Here is a 25,599-nt window from a genome sequence, read left to right as displayed (position 1 = left end):
GCGGCAGGCCCGTTCACAGATCGTCGGGCAGTGAACGGGTCAGCCGCCACAGCGCGTGCACCGCCGCGCCGTCGAGCATGCCGACCTCGTCGAAATAGCGCAGCATCGGCTCGGACAGGAAACTCATCGTCCGCCGGTACTGCGGGCCGGTGAAGGCCGCGGCGAATCCGCGCCGGGGGTCGATACCCACCGCGCGATAGACCTGCGGATTGACGAGCATCGGATACAGCACCAGCGCGAAGTAGGCCAGCAGGAGTTGATGCGGCAGCCGCTGCCACCGCGAACGCCGGGCCATCCCGCGCGCCAGCGCATCGCGGGCGAAACCGATGTGCCGCGCCTCCTCCAGCACGTGAATCCGCATCAACTGCCGCACATGCGGCTGAACAGTGCTGTCGGCCATGGCTTCTCGTTGACCGCGATCGAGGATCTCCTCGATCAGCAGCGTGCCGGCGTAGACGACCGGACCGATCGGGAAGTGTTCGGCGACCCGCAGCTGCATCCGGTTGAGCGCCACCGGCCGATACGGCGGTATTCCGGTCTTGTCGATGAGCCGCGCGAACATGATCGAATGGCGCGCTTCCTCGCTCAGTTCGGTGAGCGCGTACATCGCATGCTGCGAGGTCGGGTCGCGTGCGACGATGCGCAGCAGATACTTGCTGAGCAGCCCCTCGGCGACGATCCCGAACGACAGCAGGCTCACCAATTCGTGTTTGCCGAGTTCGATCCGCTGCTCGGCAGTGAGCCGATCCCACAGCGGAGTGCCGTAGAGCGAGATCCGGTGTTCGGGCAGCCACGCCTTGTCCGGGGCCCACGGCTGCTCCCAGTCGATGTCGATATCGGCGTCGTAGAAGTGTTCCGCCGACGAGCGAAGCAGCCGCTGGGCCACGCGCTCGCGCCCGTCGAAACCGTCCCCCGCGAGATTGTCGGTGTGCTGTGTCATCGGCTTCACCGTTCTGCCGCTACGCCGCGGCCGGCGCGTTGTCCGTGCTCACCGTCGGCGCATTTGCCGACCGATGTGAGCGGTGGCACACTCGATATTACCTATTACTCATTGTCACGGCTATAGTGCGGCAGGACCTGACGCGCAGCTCGGAAAGGCGATCATGCGGCAACCCGATGCGGATTATCTGGGGCCGGCCGTCGTCGTGCTGGGCGATCGGGAGTTCGCCGTCCGAGTGCGGCTGCGCGGCCATCGCCAGCCGATCGACGGCATCTACCGCTGGTACGGACGCGTCGATCCGGATGCGGCGCTGGATGCGGCGGCCGGCAACCGGAAGCAGCGCGTCGAGTTGCGGACCACCGAAGGCGCCGCGAACGCGATCCTCGGTGATCGCGACTTCTGGGGGCGACTGCGGCTCGTCGGGCACAGCGCACCGCCGTACCGGATCTCGACAGCAGACGACCTCGACGCGAGGATGACCCGGTGAATCTCGCACGCCGCACCATGAACAATCCGGTCTTCGCCCTGCTCTACGAGCGGGCGTGGCGGCCGACCAGCTTTCTACTGGCCACCGGGCGCACCATGCAGGCCGATCGCCGTGACGCGGTGCGGACCTTGCGCCTCGACGCGGGCGACCGGGTGCTCGACATCGCTTGCGGGCCGGGCAATTTCACCCATTACCTGAGTGAACATATCGGCCCCGGATACGCGGTGGGCATCGATTTCTCGGTGCCGATGCTGCGGCAGGCCGTCGCCGACAACTCCGGCCCACGGGCCGGCTACGTCCGCGGCGACGCTCGCCGGCTTCCCTTCCCCGACAACAGCTTCGACGCGGTCTGTTGTTTCGGTGCGCTGTATCTGATTCCGAATCCGCTGACCGCCGCCGCCGAGATGATCCGGGTGCTCGCGCCCGGCGGTCGCATCGCGATCAGCACCAGTCACCGCCCGCAGGGCTGGGTGGGCGAGGTCTCGAGCGCGGTCGGCGGGGCGGGCGGGCTCCACGTATTCGACCTCGACACGTTCCCGAAACTGTTCGCCGAATCCGGGCTGGTGGATATCGTGCAGGAAGTGCACGGCCTGCTGCAGTACGTCAGCGCCCGGGCGGCCGACGCCGCCTGAAACAGACAGCGCCACAGTGATTTACACATTTTTCGCGCCCATCGATGTGCGCATTCACAATGCGTCGCCACGCGCCCGGCGACCGCTGCTCCGGTAAGCTCGCTCGCGGGAAACTCTCGGGCGGAAGGGGATCATCACGGTGCCGATTCCGGAGACCGGCCAGCATCTGGCGCGCGAGTTGTACGCCGCGGCAACAGGTTCCGGAGCGGAGGTGTTCGAGATCGCCGAGGACACCGCGCGCAATCTCGCGGCGGCCTGCGACCGTCTCGTCGAGGATCTCCATGCCGCTCGCAGCAGCGGCGCCGTACCGACGGCGGTGCGCGGCTTCGGCGAACTCGCCTCCGGCCGGTCCCTGGCGCGCGGATTCTCCCGCAAAGGAGGCGAATTCCTCGACACCGTCCTCTCGTTCCAGCAGACGGCACTGCTGTTCAAGGCCGCCTATCTGGCCGCGGGGAAACACTTCGACGAGGCCGAGGCCGCCAACCGCGCGGCGCTGGCGCTGATCCGGCCCGAGCCGGGAGTGTGAGGTGACCGACGCATCGCATGTCGATCCGCCCTTCGTCGCGGATCGGGAGGTGTACGGCTCCTACAGCCACCGGCAACTGTGGGAGCTGGTGCACGAGACACTGGATCCGGCCGCGCTCGGTGAGGCGGCCGCGGCCTGGCAACAGCAGGCCGACGCCGTCGCCGCGGCGTTCCGGACCTTCGCCGAGGCCACGCACGCCGAATTCGAGCATTGGTCCGGGCGAGCCCGCGCGGCGGCCGAACCCGCGACGGCGGCGTTCGTCGAACGAGGCGCCGCCGCGGCCGAGGTCTGCGCCCGGCTGCGGCAACTGCTGGAGGCCGATGCGGAAGCGGCGCAATCCATTCGGGACGCCCTGCCCGCGCCGCGGGCCTATGTTCCGCTGCCCGACCCGGTCGCCGAGGTGGTGCACGGCGGCGCCCGCCGGATGACCCACGACGTCGCCGCCGCCGCGGCCCTGGCCGACGCCCGCGACATCATGACCTTCCGCTACAACAGCACCCTGGTCGCCTCCGGTGACCGGGTGCCGCGCTTCGTTCCCGCACCCCGGCCGGATTCGGGTGGGGGTCATCCGTAGTGAAGTGGGTGCTGACGCCGGACGAGTTCGCCCACGTCTGGGCCACCGAAACCGATCTCGACCGCCGTCCCTATCCGGTGAACATGATCCCGGAATCCACCGTGCGCACCGAATCCGAATATGCCGCACTGGGTTTGCGCACCCGCTATGCGCGCAACACGGATCCGGATCTCACCGCCGCACTGCTGCTGTGCACGCGGCCGGACGCCACCACGATCACCGTCTCCGGCCGGCGCTCCACACCGGCGGACGAGCCGGAACTGATCCTCGCCTTCGCCGCCGTCGTCCACCGGCACGCCGGGCTGCTGATCGCGCGGCCCGACGCCGTCACGGTCGCCGTCTGCCACGCGCGCGGGGTGGGCGAACGGCTGGTGGCCGCGATCGGCTCGGCGCCGGCGGGCACACGCGGGCCGATGCGCGAACCGCAGCACGCGGTGCTCGACATCGGGACCGACGCCCATCCCGGCGGCGATATCGACACACCGCAGGATCCGGGCGCCGCCCGCTTCCGCCGCACGCTGCGCGCCCCGGTCGACGCGCGCGGATTCATCACCGTCACCGTCGCACCCGACAATCCCATGTCGCCGCCGACGCGGCATCGCACCTGGCTCGACATCACCGGCGACGGACGTTATCTGCTCACCACGGCCGCCGAGCTGGTGCTGACCCCGGTCGACGACGCCGAATTCGCCGCACAGTTGACGAGACTGGCCGGAATCGGCTGACTCACGGGCACGATCACCGCCCGGCTGTCGGGGCTGCCGACCATACTCGACGGTTATGGCGAAATCTCCGTGGACCGAACCGCCCACCACCGCGTTGCGAGCCGCCGGGGTCCGGCTCGATTCCTACGACCTGTCCGCGACGCCCGGATTCACCGGCGACAAGAAACTCGGTGAGCAATTGCTGCCCGAACGCGGCCAGGTGCTGTCGGAGCTGCAGGAGATGCTGTTCGCGAACGGCCGCTCGGGTGACCACCGCAACCTGCTGCTCATCCTGCAGGGTATGGACACCGCGGGGAAGGGCGGCGTGGTGCGCCACGTGATCGGCATGGTCGACCCGCAGGGGGTGCGGCATGCCGCCTTCGGCGTTCCCACCGAGGAGGAACGCCGGCACCACTATCTGTGGCGAATCCGCCACCGGCTGCCGGCCGGCGGTCAGATCGGCGTCTTCGACCGGTCCCATTACGAGGACGTCCTCGTGGTGCGGGTGCAGAACCTGGTGCCGCGCGAGGAATGGGAGTCGCGCTACGACGAGATCAATCGGTTCGAACGGGAAATCACCGAGGCGGGCACGACGATCGTCAAGGTCGCGATGTTCGTCTCGCTGGAGGAACAGAAGCGCCGCCTCGGCGAACGGCTGGAACGCTCGGACAAGTACTGGAAGTACGACCCGAGCGATATCGACGACCGCGCGCTCTGGCCCGACTATCAGCAGGCCTATCAGGACGTATTGGACCGCACCGATACCGACCACGCGCCGTGGTTCGTCGTTCCGGCCGACCGGAAGTGGTTCGCCCGCCTGGCCGTCACCGAACTGCTCATCGATGCGCTGGGTGGTCTGAAGCTGGGCTGGCCCGCGCCGCAGTTCGATATCGACACCGAGAAGGCGCGGCTCGCCGCGAGCTGATCGGCACGGAGACGCCGGTCACCACCGCGGATATTTCGACCCGAATCTCGGGGATCTCTCAGGTTGACCGGGAATCATGTGGTGCCGAGTGTGCCTCGCGTGGCCGCCCGCCCGCGATGCAGCACCGCGACGGCGTGGCGGACGGCCCGTACGATCGCAGGCGGCGCCCGGCCGCACAACACCGATGTCACACACCGACACGTAACACAGGAAAGGCGTGGTGAACTCCGAGGTGAGCAAGAATCCGCGTGGGAAGAACTCGCTGACGGCGGTGCGAGGCGGAGATCGCACGCGCACGATCCTGATTCAGGTGGGTGTCGCGGCCGTGCTGATCGCGCTCATTGCGGCCATCGGCATCAGCATCGCCGTCAAACAGTCCAACAAGAACGACACCGGGCCGGTGCCCTCGGTCGCCGCGCAGCCGGCCTCGCCCGACGCGGTCACCGGCTCGATCACCGACCAGGGCGAGATCAAGATCGGCAAGCCCGGCGCCAAGGTCGACATCCGGGTCGTCGCCGACCTGCAGTGCCCGGCCTGCAAGATGTTCGAGACCGCCAACGCCAAGGCCATCGAGGACGCGGTGAACGCCGGCACGGCCAGCGTGCGCTACAACATCATCGCGTTCCTGGATCAGTCCTCGGGCGGCACCCGCTACTCCTCGCGCGCGGCCAACGCCGCCTACTGCGTCGCCGGCTCCGACCCGACCAAGTTCCTGCCGTGGCTGACCACCATGTACGAGCAGCAGCCCCCGGAGGGCGGCACCGGCCTGCCCGACGAGAAGCTGGTGCAGATCGCCCAGGCCGCCGGCTACACCGATCCGGCCGTGGCCGAGTGCATCACGTCGGACAAGTACGACAAGTACGTGCAGAAGACCACCAAGGACGTGCTCAACAGCGGCATCAAGTCCACGCCGACGGTGTACGTGAACGGTAAGCAGATCACCAGCTCGCAGCAGCTGATGCAGCCCGACGGTCTGCGCCCGGTGATCGAGGCCGCGGCCAAGTGATCACCGTCCGGCCCCGCCCCGCGTGGCTACTCCTGCTCGGCACCCTGCTGGGCTGGCTGGCCGCTGTGACGTTGACGATCGAAGACTTCAAACTGCTGAAGGATCCGTCCTACCGGCCGTCGTGCAGCATCAATCCGATCCTGTCCTGTGGCTCGGTGATGGCCACCCACCAGGCGTCGGTGTTCGGATTCCCGAATCCGATCATCGGCGTCACGGGATTCTCGGTGGCGGTCACCATCGCGGTGCTCGCGGTGGCCGGTGTCGGCCTGCCGCGCTGGTTCTGGGGCGGGCTGTGGATCGGCCTGGTCGCCGGGATGGGCTTCATCTTCTGGCTGATCTTCCAGAGCCTCTACCGCATCGGCGCGCTGTGCCCGTACTGCATGGTGGTGTGGACGTTCACGCCGGTCTGCCTGGCGGTCGTCACCGATCAGCTGTGGGGTGGGGCCCGCGGGATCATGGGCATCGTCGCGCAGTGGCGGTGGACGATCGTGGTGGTCTACTACGCGATCGTGCTGCTGCTGGTCTTCCTGCGCTTCCAGGACTACTGGCTCTCGCTGTTCTGATCAGTTGGGCGGGCCGGCGGCCAGCGTCACCGCGAGCGTGCGGTGCGTGCCGTCCGGCTCGACCAGATCCAGCCGGATCACCTCGTCCGGCCGGCGCACGTTGAGCGCTGCCTTGAGCGTCTGCGCCGAGGTGACCGGTGTGTCGTCGACCGCGACGATCACCTCGCCGGAATCGAGCCCGGCAGTGAAGGCCGGCAGCCCGTAGATCGCCACGTCCACCCGGGCGCCGGAGGGTTTGGCATCGGAGGTCAGGACGCCGAGTGTCGCGGTGGGGCCGACGTGGACCGTATCGGTCGGAATGCCGGTGCGGATCTGGCGCACCACACTCAACGCCCGATCGATCGGCACCGCGTAGCCGCTGGCCTGCCCCTGCTGCCGGGACAGTTCGCCCGAGGCGGCGGTCACCACGCCGATCACCGCGCCGGTCCGGTCGACCAAGGCGCCACCGGACTGTCCGGAGACCACCGGCGCGGCCACCTCGATCATGCCGATCAACGCCTTGCGCGACAGATCGGCGGTATCGCGCGCCACGATCGAGGCATCCAGCGCGGTGACCGTGCCCGGTGTCGCGGTCGGGGAACCGGTTCCGCCCGCATTGCCGATCGCCAGCGCCTGATCGCCCACCCGGACCCCGGCGGAGCTGCCGATGCGGGCCACCGACAGCGCCGCCGCCCCGCTCAGCGACAGCAGGGCGATATCGGCGTCGGAGTCGTAGCCGAGCACCGTCGCCGGATAGTGCCCGCCGTTGCCGAGATCGCCGACGGTGATGGTCTCCGCGCCCTTCACCACGTGGTGGCTGGTCAGGATCTCACCGTCGGGACTGAGCACGATGCCCGATCCGGCCGCGCCCATCCCGCTGGGCCGGATCGACACGTTGATGTTCACCAGTTCGGGTTCGACGGCCGAGGCCACCGCCGCGGGATCCATCGGCGGCACGGGCGGCCCGAACAGCGCCGAGGTGGAGTGGCCCGCGGGCACCGCCCACCGTGGCAGATCCCCGCGGTAGCCCAGGAATGCCGCGCCGACCAGGGCCATGACGAGCACGAAGACGACCGTCGACAGCCACCCGCCGCGAGCCGGACGCGATTGCCGGCCCGAATGCTGCTCGTCCATCGCCGCTCCCGATTCTGCATGCCCGGGGTGGGCTGGCGGAGTTTGTGCTTTTATGTGTACCAAATCGGCGCGGCGCCCGGTATCAGTCCTGCAATGCCGCCACCGCGAACATCAACGCGGCACCGGCGATCGTGCAGAACAGCACGGTGCGCGACGGGCGGCCCGAATGTGCTTCCGGCAGAATGTCACTCGTTGCCAGATACAGCAGGAATCCGGCGAAATATCCCAGATACAGGCCCGCGACGTCGGGAGGCACCCGGATCACCGTGCCGATGATCGCGCCCGCCACCGGCGCCAGCGCATCCAGGAACAGCAGGGTCAGCGCCCGCCGCCGGGCATTGCCGTACAGCGTGGGAATGGTGAAGGCGTTGAATCCGTCGGCGAAGTCGTGCGAGATCACCGCGATCGCGACCGAGATGCCCAGCGCCGTGCCGGCCTGAAATCCGACGCCGATGCTCAGACCGTCGAGCATGCTGTGGAAGATCAATCCCCCGGTGGCGACCAGTCCGACCGACGGGAAGTCGTGGGTGTGGCGGCCGAAATCCTGCTCGTGCCCGATGTGGATCGCCATCTCACGTTCGATGATGTGAATGGTGAAGAAGCCGATCACGGCCGCCACGAGCACGCCTGGTACACCCGAGACGACCCGGTCGGATTCGGCCAGGGCATCGGGGATCAGGTCGAAGGCGACCACGCCGAGCATGATCCCGGCGGCCAGGCCGAGGATCAGCCGCTTGCGCTCCCCGATGCGCGCGGCCGCCAACCCGCCTGCCAGCGTCGAACACATCGATATCAACGCCAGCACGATCGCCACCGGATCAGCATCCGATATCGGCGCGAGCCCGCCGAGCACATCCGACCGGCGGGTCGCCGGTGGTGGGTATGGCCCCCGCTCCGGTCGCGTCGCTCCAGGCGGGTGGTTTGCGTAGGCATCCATGCGGGGGTAGGCATGAACGCATGACGACAGCTGCCGCGTATTCCGTTTCCGCGCCCGACGGCCGGTTCACCAAGACCACCATCGAACGCCGCGCACTCGGCCCGCACGACGTGCTGATCGACATCAAGTACGCCGGCATCTGCCACTCCGACATCCACACCGCCCGCAACGAGTGGCACGGCACCAAGTACCCCTGCGTCCCGGGCCACGAGATCGCCGGTCTGGTCGCCGCGGTCGGCCCGGAGGTGACCGAGTTCTCGGTCGGCGACCGGGTGGGCGTGGGCTGCATGGTCGATTCGTGCGGACAGTGCGAGCCGTGCCTGGCCGGTGAGCAGCAGTACTGCGTGCGCGGCGCCACCATGACCTACAACGGCGCCGTCCCGGAGGAGATCCAGGCCGGCGGCTACACCCTCGGCGGCTATTCCAGCCAGGTGGTGGTGACCGACGGCTTCGTGGTGAGCATTCCGGAGGGCATCGGACTGGACGAGGCCGCGCCGCTGCTGTGCGCGGGCATCACCCTGTATTCACCGCTGCGGCACTGGAACGCGGGCCCGGGCAAGCAGGTGGCGATCATCGGCATGGGTGGGCTGGGCCATGTCGGGGTGAAGATCGCCGCCGCGATGGGCGCCGAGGTGACGGTGCTGAGCCATTCGCTGAGCAAAGAGGACGACGGCCGGCGGTTCGGCGCGCACCACTACTACGCCACCACCGACCGCCAGATCTTCCGCGATCTGCGCAACCGGTTCGACCTGATCATCAACACCGTCTCGGCCGATCTGCCGATCGACACCTATATGCGTCTGCTGAACCTCGACGGCACCATGGTGATCCTCGGCCTGCCCGAGCAGCCGCTCGCGGTGCGCCCCTTCACCCTCACCGGCAACCGCCGGTCGCTGGCCGGGTCGAATATCGGCGGCATCCCGCAAACCCAGGAGATGCTGAACTTCTGCGCCGAACACGGCATCGGCGCGGAAATCGAGGTCATCTCCGCCGACCGCATCGACGAGGCCTACGAGCGCGTGGTCGCCAGCGACGTCCGGTACCGGTTCGTCATCGACGCCGCCACCATGTGAATTTCGAGGCGACGCCGGCGTCCGCGCGCTCGGCGTCGCCGCCGGAGGGCGAAACCGAGCCGTCCGCGGATGGCGGAACCGAGCCGTCGGCGGATGGCGTTCCCGCGCGGCCGGCGGTGCGGTGCAACAACTCCGCGAGATTGCGGCGCACCCGGCCCATCTGGGCGCGGCTGTGATCGTTGGTGTCGTATTCCACCTGCACCGTCAGCCGCTCCCCCAGGGTGAACGCGGTCAGCTTGGGCGGCATGCCGGGCCCCATGGCGAGCAGGTTGTCCCGCACCAGCCGCACCCCCTCGGGGAGGATATGGTCCGGCACCCGCCCGATGTTCGACAGCGCGATAGTGGGCTGTTCCGCGAGTATCCGCGCGGTGGCCTCGTCGCGAATGTACCGGCCCGCCAACGCCAGACGCGCGGGGTCGCGGCGCTCCAGGGCCGCGCGGACGTCGGCGTGCACCACCCTGCCCAGTTCGAACGGATCGGCGGATTCGGCCACCGCCAGTAGCGTGCCCCAGCCGGAGGCGCAGTTGAGGACCGTCTCGTCGGGCAGCCACGGATCCACCGCGGCCCGCATATCGGCGGCATAGCCGCAGACCATCGGCAGTGCGCCCACGCCGCCCAGTTCGGCCCGGACCGCGGCCAGCGCACACCCGCTCAGCAAGGCGTTCACCCCGATCCCGGCCGAGCGCGCCGCGGCGGCGAAGGCCGCGGTCTCCTCCGGTTCCAGCTCGATCCGCTCGGCGACGAACAGACCGCGCCCCGACCCCGCCGTGCCGTCGCGCGGCAATCGCGCGGGCGGCTCACCGATGATCGTGCGCATCGCCGCGAGCAGTTCGTCGACCTCCGCCCCGGAGACGACCGCGGCGAGGCGCTCGTCGACCGCTTGCGGCAGTTCGTGATTCGCGCGCACCGGCAGCGGCGCCCCGCGGCGATGCGCGGTGTAGCGCCGCCACATCTCGTCCAGCAGTGCGAAAGACGAACGGCCGTCGGTGATTCCGTGATGGACGACGAGCACGATGCGGGTCCGGTCGTCCTCGCGGAACACCCGCGCGAAGAACAAGCCCTCGTCCCACGGTTGCGGCTGGTTGACGAAGTCGACGTATTCGATGTCGCCACCGGGACTTTCGATGGCCGCGGGGCGATAGCCCTCGACATGGCGAAGTACCGGCACCCCGGCGTCGTCGAATCGGCGACAGCTGAGCAGCGGATGCTCGGCGGCCAGTTCGGCCAGCACCGTGCGCAGCAGTTCGGTGTCGAATTCCCCTTCCACGGTCGACCCGATGAACAGCGCCATCCCGCCGACCGGCACGGAACCGAAGGTGGCGTGTTCCTGGAAGTAACCCGACTCGAAGGGCGATATCGGACGTTGCGTGACCATCTGGCACCTCTCGGACGATTCGGAGATCACACGGAGAACCATACAGCCGTTTCAAACACTTGTCACAAACATTTGTTTGAAACATTCGTCAGCGGGCGCTTGCTACCCTGCCGACGTGGGAACACGTGAGGATCTGCTCTCAGCGGCCAAACACTGCCTGGCCGAACGCGGCTACGCCCGGACTACGGTGCGCGATATCGTCGCCGCCTCGGGCAGCAATCTGGCCGCGATCAACTACCACTTCGGCACCCGCGACAACCTGCTCACGCAAGCCATGATCGAATCGTCCGCCGAGGCCGTACAGCAGATCCTCGACGCGCTCGCCGAGAGCAGCGAACCGCAACCGGCGCAGCGGCTGCTCACCTTCCTGGGGCGTCTGACCGCCACGTTCACCGAGCAGCGTGCGCTGTGGGCGGCCAATATCGAGAGTCTCGCGCAGGCATTGCATTCCGGTGAGGTGAAGGCCGACATCACGACCAAACAGCGCGAGGGCAAAGTAGCACTGACCCGAATGTTGTTGCCCGACAGGGATATCGAGGACGACGACGGCGGCCCGATCGGCGTGCTGCTCTGGACGCTACTCGACGGCCTGCTCGTCCAGTGGCTGCTGGACCCGAAGTCCGCCCCCTCGGCCGAGCAACTCGTCGCCGGCCTGCGCACCCTCGCCCCGATGCTGTAGCGGCCGGCCCGGGCGCGGCCCGCATCCGGTCATCCGCGCCCAGGTCCCGGCGAACGTCACGCGCCGAGAACCACCCGAAGCACAGTGCCCGTTCCCGCAGTGACCAGCAGCGCGCGATCGTCGGTGGGGACCTTCGCGACCGAGGTGGCCGGCACGCCGAGGTCGGCGACCGTGCAGACCCCGCCGGTGGCCGGGTCGACGCGGACCAGACGACCGGTCGTGGTCGCGACGTACAGCATGCCGTCCGGACCCATGGTGAGATCGTCGGGCAGGGCGGTCAGCGGGAGCGCCCCGACAGTGACCGAAGCGACGGTCGTCTGCGACTGCGGAGCATCGACGGGGATGCGGACGATGCGACCGTCGAGGCTCTGATAGAGCGTCGCGTAGAGCGAATCACCCTGCAGCACAATGCCGTTCACCCCGGCTACCGCGGCGCGCGCGGTCCAGTCGGCGTCGACGGAACCGCCGGGCCGCACCTTCACCACTCCATGTGCCGTATCGGCGACATACAGATTGCCCGCGCCGTCGAAGGCCGCACCGTTGGCCATGCCGAGACCGGAGACGTAGACCTGCGGCGCCGGATGGTCGGCGCCGGGATCGAACCGCACGACGCCGGAGGAATGCGCCCCGGGCAGCAGTCCGGCCGACGAGTCACCGAAAACCACGTACAGCGCACCGTCGGGACCGAGCCGGACCGCACCGGGCGCGTCCACGGGTACCTCGGCGGTCACGTGCCCGCCGGAGTCGTAGCGCTGCACCACATTTCGGAAGACGCGCGAGACCCAGAGGTTCCCTCGAGCGTCGTAGCCGAGGTTCTCCGCGAAATCGAGCAGCGGGGCCTGGGCGGGCAGCAGCTGTTCCACCGACGAGGCCGGGCAGCCGGGCGCCTCGGCGTGAACCGGAGCGAGCGCGGACGGAAGAACGGCCGCAGCGCTGATCCACACTGTCGCGAGAACGCCCGCACTCGCGACATGTCCGACGGGCCCGTGCGCACCGCCCCGGCCGCGCCGAGAGATCCGTCGCCGGCCACGGCGCGCACCCCGTGGGAACGAACCACCCATCACGGCCCTCCTGCCGTTCGCCGCCATACCGCGCAACCGTCTTCGCGGCGGGCATCGACGCCATCCCCGGTTCGCGGGTCCGGCCGAATCCTACGTGCCGTGATCCGGACACGCCCAGGCTCACGAATACCGAGCACCCCGCTCAGGAGCCGGCCGCATCACAGCGGAGCAGGTGGCGAGCGACCGACACGCGGTCGTCGGGCGCCGAGTAATCTGTAATCGCCTGTGTACCTTCATATTCGGCGGAAGCACTGCACTGCCTCTGCGCCCCGCCCGGACCCGCCGGCCCCGGCCGCGATTCGCTACCTCCGAACTCCGCTCCCGACCGCCGCACACAGCGTAAGGTCGACCCTGGAACCGGGTCCGGGACGGTCTCTGCCGCTATAACCGCAGGTCGGCCCCTCCGGATCCGTGTCGGTGTTCGGCAACCGTGCTGGAGGTCCTCGCGTGCCCGACCGTGAATCGTTCGACTACATCATCATCGGAGCGGGGAGCGCGGGCTGCGTCCTCGCCCATCGCCTCACCGAGGACCCCCAGGTCTCGGTCCTGCTGCTGGAGGCCGGTCCCGACGACCGGGCCGACGAGATCAAGATACCGGCGGCGTGGGGGAAATTGATTCGCACCCAATGGGATTGGCGCTACGAGACCACACCGCAGAAACATCTCGGCGGCCGGCGCGCGTACTGGCCGCGGATGAAGGCGCTGGGTGGATGCTCGTCGATGAACGCGATGATCTTCATCCGCGGCAACCGCGCCGACTACGACGGCTGGCGGCGCGACTTCGGCGCGGTCGGCTGGAGCTACGAGGACGTCCTGCCCTATTTCCTGCGGTCGGAGACCAACACCGGCCTGCGTTCGCCGTATCACGGCACCGACGGCCCGTTGCACGTCGAGAACCGCCGCTACACCCACGAACTGACCGATGCCTGGATCGCCGCGGCCGCGGCCGCGGGCATTGCCCGCACCGACGATTTCAACGGCGCGACGCAGGAGGGCGTGGGCCGCTACCAGGTCACCCATCGCAACGGCCGCCGCTGGTCCACCGCCGACGGCTATCTGCGCCCGGCGCTGGACCGGCCGAACCTGACCGTGCGGACCGAGGCGCACGCCACCGCGCTGGTGCTCGACGGGACCCGCGCGGTCGGCGTGACCTATCGCCGCCACGGCAGCGAGCACACCGTGCATGCCGAGGCCGAGGTGCTGCTCTCCGGCGGTGCGGTCAATTCGCCGCAGTTGCTCATGCTCTCCGGTATCGGGCCCGCGGCGCACCTGCGCGAACTGGGCATCGAGGTGGTGGTGGACCTGCCCGGCGTCGGCGAGAATCTGCACGACCACCCGGTGACCCCCATCCTGTGGCGCACCCGCGGCGTCTCCGATCTCGCCGATTTCGAGACCCCGTTGCGGCTCGCGCAGTGGCAGGCGCTCGGCCGCGGGCCGCTGACCTCCAATGTCGGCGAGGGCGGCGGATTCGTGCGCACCCGGGAGGGACTCGAAGGTCCCGACATCCAATACCACGTCGCGCCGACGGCGTTCTACGACAACGGTTTTCACGAGAACATCGCGCCGATGTTCACCGCCGGGCCGACGCTGGTCGACGTGCACAGCCGCGGGCGGCTGCGGTTGCGGTCGGCCGATCCGCTGTGGAAGCCGGAGATCGATCCGGCCTACTTCTCCGACCCGCGCGATGCGGATGCCCTGCTCGCGGGCTGCCGGCAATTGCTCGAGATCGCGCGGCAGCAGCCGCTGGCCGCCCATCTCGACAGTTCCTACCTGCCCGAACGCGCCGACCGGATCGACGAGGACGGCTGGCGGGCCCACATCGCACGCTGGACCCAGACGCTGTTCCACCCGGTCGGCACGTGCGCCATGGGCAGCGGCGAGACAGCGGTGGTCGACCCCGAACTGCGCGTCCACGGTGTCAGCGGACTGCGCGTGGTCGACGCCTCGGTGATGCCCCGCATCGTCCGCGGCAACACCAATGCGCCGACCGTCATGATCGGCGAGAAGGCGGCCGACCTGATCCGCGGCCGCACCCCGTCGTCCAGCACCGGCACCGCTACCAAGGAGGCCACCCGATGACGACCGTGAACGAGATCGGTGAGATCGACACGCACGCCACCTTCGATGTGCACGATCCCGGCACCGGCGAGGTGGTGGGCACCTACCCCATCCACACCGAGGCCGATATCGAGGCGGCGGTGGCCCGCGCCCGCACGGCATACGAGTGGTGGTCGAGCCTCGACTACGGCGAGCGGGCCCGGCGCCTGGCCGGATTCGCGGGACTGCTGGCCCGCCGGATGCGGCAGCTGGCCGCGGTGATGCACGACGAGACCGGCAAGCCGTATTCCGATGCCGCGCTCGAGGTGGCGCTGAGCCTGGACCATCTGAAGTGGGCGGGCCGCAACGCTCCGAAGGTGCTGGGCCGCAAGAGCGCTCGGGTGGGGCTGCTCACGATCAATCAGGCGGCGTCGGTGGAGTACAAGCCGCTCGGCGTGATCGGCGTGATCGGCCCCTGGAACTATCCGGTGTTCACACCGCTGGGTTCGATCGTGTACGCGCTGGCGGCGGGAAATGCCGTGGTGTTCAAACCCAGCGAATACTCCCCCGGCGTCGGCCGCTGGCTGGTCGACATGTTCGCCGAGGTCGTGCCGGAACAGCCGGTGCTGCAACTGATCACGGGCGAAGGGGCGACCGGTGCGGCGCTGTGCCGATCGGGCGTGGACAAGATCGCCTTCACCGGCTCCACGGCGACGGCCAAGAAGGTGATGGCCGCCTGCGCCGAGAGCCTCACGCCGCTGGTCGCCGAATGCGGCGGCAAGGATGTGCTGCTCGTCGACGCCGACGCCGATCTGAACGCCGCGGCCGACGCCGCGCTGTGGGCCGGAATGGCCAATGCCGGCCAGTCCTGTATCGGCACCGAACGGGTCTACGTCCACGAGCGCGTCTACGACACCTTCCTCGACACCTTGGTGACGAAGGCGAAACAGCAACGCGCGGGCAATGATCCGGGCGCCAAGATCGGCCCCATCACGATGCCGAAGCAACTCGACGTGATCCGCCGCCACATCGAGGACGCCGTCGCGCGCGGCGGCCGGGCACTGACCGGCGGCGCCGACACCATCGTCGGACAGGTGGTGCAGCCCACCGTGCTGGTCGACGTGCCCGAGGACGCCCCGGCCGTGACCGAGGAAACCTTCGGGCCCACCCTCACCGTCGCGAAGGTGCCCGATATGGACACCGCGATCGCCCGCGCCAACGACAGCCGCTACGGCCTGTCCGCGGCGGTGTTCTCGAAGGCGCGCGGGCGGGAACTGGCCGATCGGCTGCGTACCGGAATGGTCAGCGTCAACGCGGTTTTCACGTTCCCGCAGATTCCGTCGCTGCCCTTCGGCGGTGTGGGCGACTCCGGCTTCGGCCGCATCCACGGCCCCGACGGACTGCGTGAATTCACGTACGCCCACGCCGTCGCGCGGCAGCGCTTCCCCTCGCTGCTCGCCCTGACGACCTTCGACCGCACACAGAAGGCCGACGACACCATGGCGACACTGATGGCGCTGCTGTTCGGCCGGCACTGATTCGCACAGCACGAAGGCCACGTCCGGCGCGAAGCCGGGCGTGGCCTTCGCCCCTGTACCACCTGTGCGTGGTCTACTTCTCGGTCTGCTCGTGCAGCGCCTTCTTCGCGGCCTGCTGCGCGGCGTCGACCTGCTTTTCGAACTTGCCGCCGGTCTGCTTGTCGACCAGATCGCCGACCTTGTCGATCACCGGGTCGAGTTTGTCGGCATTCTTGGCCGCCAAGTCGGCCGCCTTGCCGGCGGCATCCTTGAGCTGGTCGAACATACCCATGAGCGGTTCTCCTGATCTCGAAACAGTAGTCGTAGGCTAACGCACTCGGGGCGAGCGAATCTTCGGCAACAGCTGTGAGTTTCGCCCGGGTGGCGAACCACCCGGGCGATGCGGATTGCGCAGCGGCAGGAGCTATTCGGCCGCTTCGGCGCGACGCCGCACCCGGCGGGCGGCGGCGACCATATTGCGCAGCGAAGGATCCAACTGCCAGTAGTGGCGGGTCTTCAAACCGCCGTCCGGATTCGCCCACAGCCGCTGCGGGGTCACGGCTTCGGCTGCGGCGGTGAGCAATTCGTCGATCTCGTCGATATCCGGAATCCGCGCCGAACGGCTCTCGTACACACCCGGGCCCACGCCGTGGCTCAGGCCGTGCCCTTCCTCGACATCCTCGGTCAGCGCCTTGAGCACCCATTCCAGCGAGCGGGTCGCGACGATGGCGGTGACGTCGGCGTCGAGTTCCTCGATGGCACGCACAATTTCGGAGCGGGCCGAATAGGCGATATGGGTGTGGATCTGGGTGTCGGGCCGAACCCCGGAGGTCGCCAGCCGGAACGCGTTGACCGCCCAGCGCAGATATTCGGTGCGCCCGTCCGGCCGCAGCGGCAGCAACTCGCGGACCGCCGGTTCGTCGACCTGGATGATCGCCACGCCGGCCTTCTCGAGATCGGCCAGTTCGTCGCGGATCGCGAGCGCCACCTGATCGGCGGTCTCGTACAGCGGCTGGTCCTGGCGCACGAACGAGCGCGCCACCATCGTCACCGGACCGGTCACGATGCCCTTCACCGGCTTGTCGGTGAGCGACTGCGCGTAGGTGATCCACTCCACCGACATCGGCTTCGGCCGCGACACGTCGCCGTAGATGATCGGCGGCCGCACACACCGCGATCCGTAGACCTGCACCCAGCCGAAGTGGGTGGTCGCGAAACCGTCGAGCAGTTCGGCGAAGTACTGGATCATGTCGTTGCGTTCGTGCTCACCGTGCACGAACACGTCGAGGCCGATGTCTTCCTGCAGGCGGATGGTCGACTCGATCTCGGCCTCGATCCGCTTGCGGTACTCCTCGTAGGACAGCCGGCCTTCGCCGAGGTCGTAGCGGGCCTGGCGCACCGCGTCGGTCTGCGGGAAGGAGCCGAGCGTGGTCGCCGGAACCAGCGGCAGATTCAGCCGCTCCCGTTGCGCCTTCGCGCGCACCTCGTACGGTTCACGCTCGCGCATCTGCGGCGTGACGGCGTAAACCCGTTGCCGCACAGCGTGTTTCTGCTTGAAATGCACCGATGTCGGGCGCTTCGCCCACTTCGCCGCGGTCTCGCCGCCTTCCCCGCCCCGATGCACTTCGGTCAATGCCTTCGCCAGCGAAACAACCTCGAGCACTTTCTGTTTCGCGAATGCGAGGCGGTCGGCGACATTGCCCTCGATGTCGTATTCGACCAACAGGTCGTAGGGCACGTGCAGCAGCGTGGTCCCGGTGGACACGACGAGGTCCGGGCACACCTTCGACAGCGCGTTGAGGTATTCGAGGGTGACCAGCCGGTCGGCACGCCAGACGTTGGTGCCACTGATCACGCCGGCGTAGAGCCGCTTGCGCCGGATTCCGGGAATCTCGGCGAGTTCCTCGGGCCGGGTGCGGTGGCCGGCCAGATCGAGCCCGATCGCCTCCACCGCGGTACCCGCCAGAATCCGCACGGCCTCACCGAAATCGCCGTACTGGCCGGTGACGAGGATGCGCGGACGCAGCGCGGCCGTCGACAGTCGCTGGTAGGCACGCTCGAACGCGGCCAATTCCTCAGGCGTGCGTTCACTGGTGAAGCACGGCTCGTCGAACTGCACACAGGTGGAACCGCGCTTGGCCAGGATCTCGAGCAGCTGCTCGTAGACCGGCAGCAGCTTGTCCAGCAGGGTCAGCTTGTCGAATTCGGTCTCGCCCGGCACCTGCCCGGCCTTGGACAGCAACAGCAGCGACAGCGGGCCCAGCACCACCGGCCGCAGTTCGATGCCGCGGTCCATCGCCCGGTCCCACTCCTCCAGCAAAGCCTCGGGGTGCAGCGAGAATTCGGTATCGGCGTCGAGTTCGGGCTGACGGTAGTGGTAGTTGGTGCCGAACAGGCGAACCAGCTCCAACGGCGGCAGATCCGGCCGGCCGCGCGCCATCAGGAAGTAGAAGTCGAGCGGGTGCAACTCCTCGCGATACGGCTCGAACCGCTTCGGCACCGCGCCGAACAGCAGCGCGTTGTCGAGGATGTGGTCGTAGAAGGAGAAGGTGTTACCGGGTACCTGCGTCAGTCCGGTCGCGGCCAGCTCGGAGAACTGGGTGTCCTGGATGTCGCGCCCCACCGCGAGCAACTCCTCGCGCGAGAGGGTGCCGTGCCAGTACGACTCCAGCGCACGCTTGAGCTCCCGGTGCGGACCGATCCGCGGATAACCCAGGATGCTCGATCCGAAACCGTCGGTGACGTTGACCATGAGCGGGACTCCCTTTCGAGCTGCGGTCGAGGACCTTCTCCGCAGCCTATGCCTGTGTTGGTTGGCCTACGCTTCGCTCCGGCGGGTTCGCGGCACCCAGGGCTCGTCGTTCGGGCACCGCCGCTTGCTCTTTCGTCGCCTACGCAGCGGCACCCGAACGACGAGCCGACCGGCTCCGAGAAGCCCGATCGTCAGCGGTTGTACTGGTAGAAGCCGGCCCCCGTCTTCTTACCGAGCAGCCCGGCCTCCACCATGCGCATCAGCAGCGGCGGCGCCGAGTAGAGCGGCTCCTTGAATTCGGCGTACATGGAGTCGGCGATCGACTTCACGGTGTCGAGGCCCACCAGGTCGGTCAGGGCGAGCGGGCCCATGGGGTGGGCACAGCCGAGCACCATCGCCTTGTCGACGTCTTCCTTGGTGGCGAAGCCGGATTCGACCATGCGGATGGCCGAGAGCAGGTACGGCACGAGCAGCGCGTTGACGACGAAGCCGGAGCGGTCGGCGGAGCGCACGACCTGCTTGCCGAGGACCTCACCGGCGAAGGCTTCGGCGCGCGCGGAAACGGCTTCGCTGGTCTTGAGGGTGGTCACGAGCTCGACGAGCGGCAGCACCGGCACCGGGTTGAAGAAGTGCATGCCCACGACCCGCTCGGGGTTGTTGGTGGCGACGGCGATCTTCATGATCGGAATCGAGGAGGTGTTGGAGGCCAGCACGGCGTCGGGGTCGGTGACGACCTTGTCGAGTTCGCTGAAGATCGCGGTCTTGACGTCTTCGCTCTCCACGACGGCCTCGACGACCAACTGCCGGTCGGCGAAGTCACCGAGGTCGGAGGTGAACCGCAGCCGCCAGGCGGCCTGTTCGCGCTCGCGCTCGGTGATCTTGCCGCTGCTCACACCGCGATCCAGCGATCGCAGGATGCGGGCGCGGCCGGCGGCGGCCAGTTCCCGGGTCTGTTCGAACACGAGCACATCGACATGCGCCCGGGCGCAGACCTCGGCGATTCCGGCGCCCATCTGTCCAGCGCCGATGACTCCGACGCGTTGAATCTTCTCGCTGCTCACTGTTCCGCCTCTCCGGAATTTTTGCGGGCGGCTGAGTGCCGCGGTAGTCGTGCATCCGTTGTTGCGTCGGGTGCCAAACCGGTTCTGGATGTACCCGATGAGTTACCCATGTTCTTACGAAATCAGTTGTCTCGTATCGAATTTTGCCGGGCACGTTGTCGACTGTCGGGGTTCTAAGGGAAAAGCCCTCCCCGCCGGGGCTGTTCGACGGGAAGGGCTGCGGGCGCTCGTTGCAGGAGTGCCCATATCTGGTGGTGAGGTGAACCGGCGACAGCTGCCGCCGGTTCAGGTCACCGTCGCCCGGGACGGGCGACCGGGTTCAGCTCAGTGGAACTGGCCCTCTTCGGTGGAGCCCTTCAGGGCCGCCGTCGAGGTGTTCGGGTCCACGGTGGTGGCGATGGTGTCGAAGTAGCCGGCACCGACCTCACGCTGGTGCTTGATGGCGGTGAAGCCACGCTCGGCGGCAGCCTTGAACTCGCGCTCCTGCAGGTCGACGAAGGCGGTCATACCCTCGCGGGCGTAACCGTAGGCCAGGTCGAAGGCCGCGTAGTTGAGCGAGTGGAAGCCCGCCAGGGTGATGAACTGGAACTTGAAGCCCATCGCCGCCAGCTCGCGCTGGAACTTCGCGATGGTGGCGTCGTCCAGGTGCGCCTTCCAGTTGAAGGACGGCGAGCAGTTGTAGGCCAGCAGCTGGTCCGGGAACTCGGACTTGACGCCCTCGGCGAACTTGCGGGCGACCTCCAGGTCCGGAATACCGGTCTCCATCCAGATCAGGTCGGAGTAGGGGGCGTAGGCCTTGGCACGCGCGATGCAGGGCTCGATGCCGTTCTTGACGTGGTAGAAGCCCTCGGCGGTGCGCTCACCGGTGATGAACGGACGGTCGCGCTCGTCGACGTCGGAGGTGATCAGGGTGGCGGCCTCGGCATCGGTGCGGGCGATGACGACGGTCGGGGTGTCGGCGACGTCGGCGGCCAGGCGAGCCGAGGTCAGGGTGCGGATGTGCTGCTGGGTGGGGATCAGCACCTTGCCACCGAGGTGGCCGCACTTCTTCTCCGACGCCAGCTGGTCCTCCCAGTGGGTACCGGCGGCACCCGCGGCGATCATGGCCTTCTGCAGCTCGTAGACGTTCAGCGCGCCACCGAAGCCGGCCTCACCGTCGGCGACGATCGGAACGACCCAGTTGTCGACCGAGGTGTCGCCCTCGACCTTGGCGATCTCGTCGGCGCGCAGCAGCGCGTTGTTGATGCGGCGCACGACCGACGGCACCGAGTTGGCCGGGTACAGCGACTGGTCGGGGTAGGTGTGGCCGGACAGGTTCGCGTCACCGGCGACCTGCCAACCGGACAGGTAGATGGCCTTCAGGCCGGCACGCACGGCCTGCACGGCCTGGTTACCGGTCAGAGCGCCGAGCGAGTGGATGTACTCGCCCTCGGCGTTGACGCCCTCCCACAGCAGCTCCGCACCCCGGCGGGCAAGCGTGTGCTCCTCGACGACATTGCCCTGCAGCTGCACGACCTGCTCGGCCGTGTACTCGCGGGTGATGCCCTTCCAGCGCGGGTTGGTGTCCCAGTCCTTCTGGATCTCCGCAGCGGTCTTCGGGGTGCCGACGTTCGACATCTGATGACTCCACTTCTTCGTTCGGTCTCGGTTGCCCCGCTCGCCGAACATCCGCGCCGACTACGGGTCGCGATGTCCGAACTCTGCTGGAGCGGCAATTTGCAGGGTTGCTATGCCCATCGGGTGTACTTCCACACGATGGCACAACTAAAAATTGCCGTCTACCTGTTGCAAGTGTGAATCTCGGCTAGCTTTGCGGGGGTCTTTGCTAAGTCTGCAAAATTTGCCTGTTAATTGCACGCCCCACTTCTACTGGCGAGTAGGCCTGACATGCGGTTTTACGTAACGCCCGTACTGTTTCAGTGAGCCTTACCACCGCGGCGATTCGGGAGCACGCATTGCCGACTGTGAGGACCTTCACAAGCGCGGGCGGCTGCCCTCGGTGTGCGCCGCGCCACTCCCGGCTCCGTACGATTCGGACATACCTCGGCGGCTCGAACGAGCGGCTGCGACACTGATCGTCGTGCCCCAGGGGTCGGCACCGGAACCCGGAAAGGAACACGATGCGCACACTGTGGACCGCGGTCGCGGGCGTCGCCTGCTCCCTGGCACTGGCCGCGACGGCCGCCGTGATCGAGGCGCCCGGCGCCGCGGCAGACACGCCGGCGGTGCAATCGGTGGAGCCGTTGTCCGCGGCCGCGACGCTGCCCGGCTCCGTGGATTCCCAGCGCATCCTCTATACGACGAGCACGGTCGGGAATCAGCCGACGGTCGCGAGCGCCGCGGTGTATTTTCCGCCGGGCCCGGCTCCGGCCGGCGGCTGGCCGGTCGTCGCGTGGGCGCACGGCACGGTCGGCCTCGGCGACAGTTGCGCCTACAGCATCGCCGGCCCCGGCGCCGTGGATCGGGACTGGGCGTATCTGGGCACCTGGCTGAAGCAGGGCTACGCGATCGTGGCCGCCGATTACGCCGGCCTCGGCACCCCCGGCGATCACCCGTATCTCAACGGCGTCGTCGAGGCGCACAACGTGGTCGACGCCGTGCGGGCGGCCGTCGGCCACTACTCGCAGCTGTCGCGCAAATGGGTCGTGGTCGGCCAGTCGCAGGGTGGCGGCGCGGCGATGTTCACCGCGCGCTACGCGACCGAGTTCGGTGGCCCCGACCTCGACTACCGGGGTGGCGTCGGCACCGGCGTACCGGCCTATATCGAGGACATCCTGATGCCGCTGGGCCCGGGCATCCCGCCGGTGAAGCTGAGCCCGCACACCACCGGATACGTTCTCTACATCCTGAACGGCCTGCGCACCACGTTCCCGGAACTCGGCATCGAGTCCTTCCTGACCGACTCCGGCCGGAACTGGCTCGACCGCGCGAAGGACGAATGTCTCACACCCCTCGGTGACGATCTGGCCGCCGCGGGCGTGGTCATCGGCAATCTGTTCACCCGCCCGTTGTCGCAGATTCCGAATCTGCACGGTTTGCTGTCCGGCTACCTCGGCTTGCCCGAAACCGGTTACGACAGGCCGATTTTCATGGGCCAGGGCCTGCGCGACACCGATGTGATCACCCCGGAGACACTGCGCTACGCGGGGGTTCTGACCGCCAACCGGCAGCCGCTGACCTTCCGGATCTATCCCACCGATCACGACGGCACGGTGAACGCCTCACTGGTCGATTCGTTGCCGTTCGTTCGCGGCCTGTTCGCCTGACGGTACAACTCGGTCGGTTATTCGGTTGTGCTATGTCACAGCCGGATTCCCGCGCCGATCGGTGCCCGTCGGGGAATTCCCATCGCCGACACGACGCCGCGCACGGGAGCGGTTATCGTGGCCCTCACGTGTGACGATCTGGCGACGGGACGCGACGACCGGCGGGCCCGCCCACTCGCGCACGCTGATCGGGAGCATGTGATGCGTGACATCGTCGAGGACCTGCTACGGGTCTGGCACAGCGGCCGCACGGGCGGCCTGGCAACCCTGGTCCGCACCTTCGGAAGCTCCCCCTTACCGGTGGGCTCGGCGATGCTCGTCGACCCCGACGGCGGTGTGCACGGATCGGTCTCCGACGGCTGCTACGAGGCCGCCGTCTACGAGGCTGCGGTGGAGGCCGCGCGCACCGGCCACCGAGAGCTGCGGCGCTTCGACGCGACCTCCGGATTCGATGTGAGCGCGGAATGCGGAACCATCGACGTGTTCGTAGAACCGTTCTCCCGCAACGACTTTCCGGAATTCGCGGCGGTGGCCGGGGATATCGCGCGGCACAAGCCCGTCACGGTGTTCACCGTCGTGTGGCACAGCGACCCGGAGGTGATCGGCCAGCATCTGGTCACCGACCGCCGGCACAACACCGAGCTGGTGTCGCTGCCGGAATCGGATGTGTTCGTCTCGTCCCACACCGCGCCGCCGCGACTGATCATCTTCGGCGCCAATACCTTCGCCGCCGCCTTGACGACCCAGGGCCGGCTGCTCGGCTACCGCGTGACCATCTGCGATCCGCGCGAGGCCTTCGCCGTGCCCGCCTCGTTCCCGGGCGCGGAAGTGGTGGTGGACTGGCCGCACCGCTATCTCAACGCCCAGGCCGGGATCGGGGCCATCGACCGCACCACCGCGATCGTCGCCGCGACCCAGGACCCGAAGTTCGAGATCCCCCTGCTCACCGTCGCGCTGCGCCTACCCGAGCTGGGCTATCTGGGCGCGCTCGGCTCGCATTCGGCGCACGACCATCGGCTCGAGGCATTGCAGGCCGGCGGATTCGGCGCCGACACGCTGGCCCGGTTGCACGCGCCGGCGGGCTTCGACGTCGGTGCCCGCACCCCGATGGAACATGCCATGGCGATCGCCGCCGAACTGCTCGCGGTGCGGTCCGCGGGTTCGAGGCGGACCCCGGCACACGCCACCGCCGCCGCCTCCTGATCGTCCGGGGCCGACCCTAGGGTTCGAACCAGTCTCGGGCCGAACGTCGCAGCAGCAGCCCGGCGACCAGCACGGAGACCACCGGCCCGAGCCAGCCGGGCGGGCGGCCAACGACGATCGAGGGCACCGTCCACAGTGCGTTGAGCACCGCGAGCAGAACCGCGCTGATCCGGATGCTCGCGCCGACGGCGCCGAAGGCCAGGGCGACCGCGCCCAATATCCAGCTGGCGACGAACGACAGCCCGGTGATCAGCGCGACATGCCACCCGGACACCCAGCCCGCGGTGACGGTGCAGCCGACGCCGACCACGGCCAGGCCGAGCGCGAGGACCTGCGCCGCGCGAACCGTGAAAGGCATCCGGGGGATCGGCACGTCGTCGGCAGGGGTTGCGGCGCCGGGCTCCGAGACGGAGTCGGACTCGAGGGCGGGATCGGACTCACGAGCGGCATCGGACTCACGAGCGAGGTCGGACTTACGAACGGCGTCGGACTCACGGGCGCGATCGGACTCACGGGCGTGGTCGGGCTTACGGGCGAGGTCGGGCTCGAGCGCCGGGTCCGTGGCAGGCGCGAGGTCGCGGCCCGTGACCGGCTCGGGAGCGGCAGCGGGGTCTGGTGCGGGGTCGGGCATCAGCTCACCTCTTCCGGAAACTCCGGTTCGACGATCCTCTGGTTCGGCGATCCGAGGCACCGAGCATCGGCCCACGGCACGCAGACAACGACAAGCCCGTTCGCAATGTACCGCCCGCCACCGCCGCGGTCACCGCACGGACGCGGCGCGGCGCAATCCCCCTCGGCCCGAGCCGCCCCGGGGCCCGAGGCAGCGCCGCACCGGAAGGGTCAGCGGTCGCCGACCGGATCGGCCAGCTTCTCGACCACGACCTCCGCGAGCACCCGCTGCCGCAGCGACAGGTCGATCTCGCCGGCCACGGCCATCACCACCGCCGCGGCCGAGGTGGCAACCGCATCGGCGAGTATCGCGGGCCACTCCGGCCGGTCGGGTCCGGCCAGCGCGGCGATCACCGCCGCGGCCGCGGCATCACCGGCCCCGGTCGGATTGCCGCACAACGGCTCGGGCAGAACGGCCGACCACGCGCCGTCCGGTGTCACCGCGACCATGCCGTCGGAGCCCCGCGTCGCGATCACCGCTCCCGCGCCGGCGCCCACC

Annotated in this window: 25 protein-coding genes; 14 read left to right on the top strand and 11 right to left on the bottom strand. The window is 68.6% G+C overall.

The genetic code is table 11. The annotated features are described in order from the left end of the window. Positions 1-13: 13 nt before the first annotated feature. Positions 14-940, bottom strand: a complete 927-nt coding sequence (locus NN2_RS24540; RefSeq protein ID WP_063016250.1) for an AurF N-oxygenase family protein — start codon at positions 938-940, stop codon at positions 14-16. A gap of 163 nt (positions 941-1,103) precedes the next feature. Here NN2_RS24540 and NN2_RS24535 point away from each other — a divergent pair, with 163 nt between their 5' ends. The 8 genes from NN2_RS24535 (at position 1,104) to NN2_RS24500 (ending at position 6,357) form a co-directional block, all read left to right on the top strand. After that, the gene (locus tag NN2_RS24535) at positions 1,104-1,427 is read left to right on the top strand and encodes a DUF4873 domain-containing protein (RefSeq protein ID WP_063016248.1); all 324 of its coding nucleotides are present in this window, start codon (positions 1,104-1,106) and stop codon (positions 1,425-1,427) included. Next, a complete protein-coding gene (locus NN2_RS24530; RefSeq protein ID WP_063016246.1) occupies positions 1,424-2,059 on the top strand; it encodes a class I SAM-dependent methyltransferase in 636 nt (211 codons plus the stop codon). Before NN2_RS24535 ends, NN2_RS24530 begins: the two co-directional genes overlap by 4 nt. Positions 2,060-2,198: 139 nt before the next feature. Beyond that, positions 2,199-2,585 (top strand): hypothetical protein, encoded by a 387-nt coding sequence (locus tag NN2_RS24525; protein ID WP_063016243.1) that lies wholly within the window; start codon positions 2,199-2,201, stop codon positions 2,583-2,585. A gap of 1 nt (position 2,586) precedes the next feature. Continuing rightward, on the top strand, positions 2,587-3,159 hold the full coding sequence (locus NN2_RS24520; RefSeq protein ID WP_063016241.1) for a hypothetical protein: 573 nt from the start codon (positions 2,587-2,589) through the stop codon (positions 3,157-3,159). Then, positions 3,159-3,884, top strand: coding sequence for an ESX secretion-associated protein EspG (locus tag NN2_RS24515; protein ID WP_030516144.1), 726 nt, complete (start codon positions 3,159-3,161; stop codon positions 3,882-3,884). The genes NN2_RS24520 and NN2_RS24515 overlap by 1 nt, the downstream gene beginning before the upstream one ends. 55 nt (positions 3,885-3,939) lie before the next feature. Beyond that, a complete protein-coding gene (locus NN2_RS24510) occupies positions 3,940-4,788 on the top strand; it encodes a PPK2 family polyphosphate kinase (RefSeq protein WP_063016239.1) in 849 nt (282 codons plus the stop codon). Positions 4,789-5,008: 220 nt separating this feature from the next. Next, positions 5,009-5,794: a DsbA family protein gene (locus NN2_RS24505; protein ID WP_227462677.1), complete on the top strand. Its 786-nt coding sequence runs from the start codon at positions 5,009-5,011 to the stop codon at positions 5,792-5,794. Beyond that, positions 5,791-6,357, top strand: a complete 567-nt coding sequence (locus tag NN2_RS24500; RefSeq protein ID WP_063016237.1) for a vitamin K epoxide reductase family protein — start codon at positions 5,791-5,793, stop codon at positions 6,355-6,357. Before NN2_RS24505 ends, NN2_RS24500 begins: the two co-directional genes overlap by 4 nt. On the opposite strand, the gene NN2_RS24495 is transcribed toward NN2_RS24500, so the two are convergent. Both NN2_RS24495 and NN2_RS24490 read right to left on the bottom strand, forming a co-directional pair. Next, on the bottom strand, positions 6,358-7,470 hold the full coding sequence (locus NN2_RS24495; protein WP_063016235.1) for a S1C family serine protease: 1,113 nt from the start codon (positions 7,468-7,470) through the stop codon (positions 6,358-6,360). 82 nt (positions 7,471-7,552) lie between these two features. Continuing rightward, the gene (locus NN2_RS24490; RefSeq protein WP_063016284.1) at positions 7,553-8,284 is read right to left on the bottom strand and encodes a ZIP family metal transporter; all 732 of its coding nucleotides are present in this window, start codon (positions 8,282-8,284) and stop codon (positions 7,553-7,555) included. A 143-nt stretch (positions 8,285-8,427) separates the two neighbouring features. Between NN2_RS24490 and NN2_RS24485 the strand changes: the two genes are divergently transcribed. Next, entirely contained in the window at positions 8,428-9,480 is a 1,053-nt protein-coding gene (locus NN2_RS24485; protein ID WP_030516138.1) for an NAD(P)-dependent alcohol dehydrogenase, read from the top strand. Here the strand turns inward: NN2_RS24485 and NN2_RS24480 are convergent. Continuing rightward, positions 9,458-10,855 carry a phthiocerol/phthiodiolone dimycocerosyl transferase family protein gene (locus NN2_RS24480; protein ID WP_063016233.1) on the bottom strand — a complete coding sequence of 466 codons (1,398 nt, stop codon included), beginning with the start codon at positions 10,853-10,855 and terminating at the stop codon, positions 9,458-9,460. The two genes, NN2_RS24485 and NN2_RS24480, sit on opposite strands and share 23 nt — an antisense overlap. 115 nt (positions 10,856-10,970) lie before the next feature. On the opposite strand from NN2_RS24480, the gene NN2_RS24475 reads away from it, so the two are divergent. Further along, positions 10,971-11,534, top strand: a complete 564-nt coding sequence (locus NN2_RS24475; protein WP_063016231.1) for a TetR/AcrR family transcriptional regulator — start codon at positions 10,971-10,973, stop codon at positions 11,532-11,534. A gap of 56 nt (positions 11,535-11,590) precedes the next feature. On the opposite strand, the gene NN2_RS24470 is transcribed toward NN2_RS24475, so the two are convergent. Further along, entirely contained in the window at positions 11,591-12,478 is an 888-nt protein-coding gene (locus NN2_RS24470; RefSeq protein ID WP_063016229.1) for an SMP-30/gluconolactonase/LRE family protein, read from the bottom strand. 564 nt (positions 12,479-13,042) lie between these two features. Here NN2_RS24470 and NN2_RS24465 point away from each other — a divergent pair. Next, positions 13,043-14,674, top strand: coding sequence for a GMC family oxidoreductase (locus NN2_RS24465; protein WP_063016227.1), 1,632 nt, complete (start codon positions 13,043-13,045; stop codon positions 14,672-14,674). Next, entirely contained in the window at positions 14,671-16,170 is a 1,500-nt protein-coding gene (locus tag NN2_RS24460; RefSeq protein ID WP_063016226.1) for an aldehyde dehydrogenase family protein, read from the top strand. Before NN2_RS24465 ends, NN2_RS24460 begins: the two co-directional genes overlap by 4 nt. A 73-nt stretch (positions 16,171-16,243) precedes the next feature. On the opposite strand, the gene NN2_RS24455 is transcribed toward NN2_RS24460, so the two are convergent. The 4 genes from NN2_RS24455 to aceA form a co-directional block, all read right to left on the bottom strand. Next, positions 16,244-16,441: an antitoxin gene (locus NN2_RS24455; protein ID WP_051757293.1), complete on the bottom strand. Its 198-nt coding sequence runs from the start codon at positions 16,439-16,441 to the stop codon at positions 16,244-16,246. Positions 16,442-16,573: 132 nt separating this feature from the next. Continuing rightward, the gene (gene metE / locus NN2_RS24450; RefSeq protein WP_063016224.1) at positions 16,574-18,901 is read right to left on the bottom strand and encodes a 5-methyltetrahydropteroyltriglutamate--homocysteine S-methyltransferase; all 2,328 of its coding nucleotides are present in this window, start codon (positions 18,899-18,901) and stop codon (positions 16,574-16,576) included. 191 nt (positions 18,902-19,092) lie between these two features. Further along, positions 19,093-19,962, bottom strand: coding sequence for a 3-hydroxybutyryl-CoA dehydrogenase (locus NN2_RS24445; RefSeq protein ID WP_030518802.1), 870 nt, complete (start codon positions 19,960-19,962; stop codon positions 19,093-19,095). A 324-nt stretch (positions 19,963-20,286) separates the two neighbouring features. Beyond that, entirely contained in the window at positions 20,287-21,579 is a 1,293-nt protein-coding gene (aceA, locus tag NN2_RS24440) for an isocitrate lyase (RefSeq protein ID WP_030518801.1), read from the bottom strand. Positions 21,580-22,082: 503 nt separating this feature from the next. Here aceA and NN2_RS24435 point away from each other — a divergent pair. After that, positions 22,083-23,228, top strand: coding sequence for an alpha/beta hydrolase (locus NN2_RS24435; protein WP_063016222.1), 1,146 nt, complete (start codon positions 22,083-22,085; stop codon positions 23,226-23,228). A gap of 117 nt (positions 23,229-23,345) precedes the next feature. Further along, a complete protein-coding gene (locus NN2_RS24430) occupies positions 23,346-24,431 on the top strand; it encodes an XdhC family protein (protein WP_369689970.1) in 1,086 nt (361 codons plus the stop codon). A 16-nt stretch (positions 24,432-24,447) separates the two neighbouring features. On the opposite strand, the gene NN2_RS24425 is transcribed toward NN2_RS24430, so the two are convergent. Next, positions 24,448-25,062: a UbiA family prenyltransferase gene (locus NN2_RS24425; RefSeq protein ID WP_063016220.1), complete on the bottom strand. Its 615-nt coding sequence runs from the start codon at positions 25,060-25,062 to the stop codon at positions 24,448-24,450. A gap of 209 nt (positions 25,063-25,271) precedes the next feature. Next, the coding region (locus NN2_RS24420; RefSeq protein ID WP_245658839.1) for a PfkB family carbohydrate kinase at positions 25,272-25,599 on the bottom strand (328 nt) is incomplete at its 5' end.

It is taken from the genome of Nocardia nova NBRC 15556, assembly GCF_001613005.1.
Classification (GTDB): Bacteria; Actinomycetota; Actinomycetes; order Mycobacteriales; family Mycobacteriaceae; genus Nocardia; species Nocardia nova.
The sequence above is the reverse complement of the archived record's forward strand: the minus strand, read 5'-3'. Positions and strand labels throughout refer to the sequence as shown.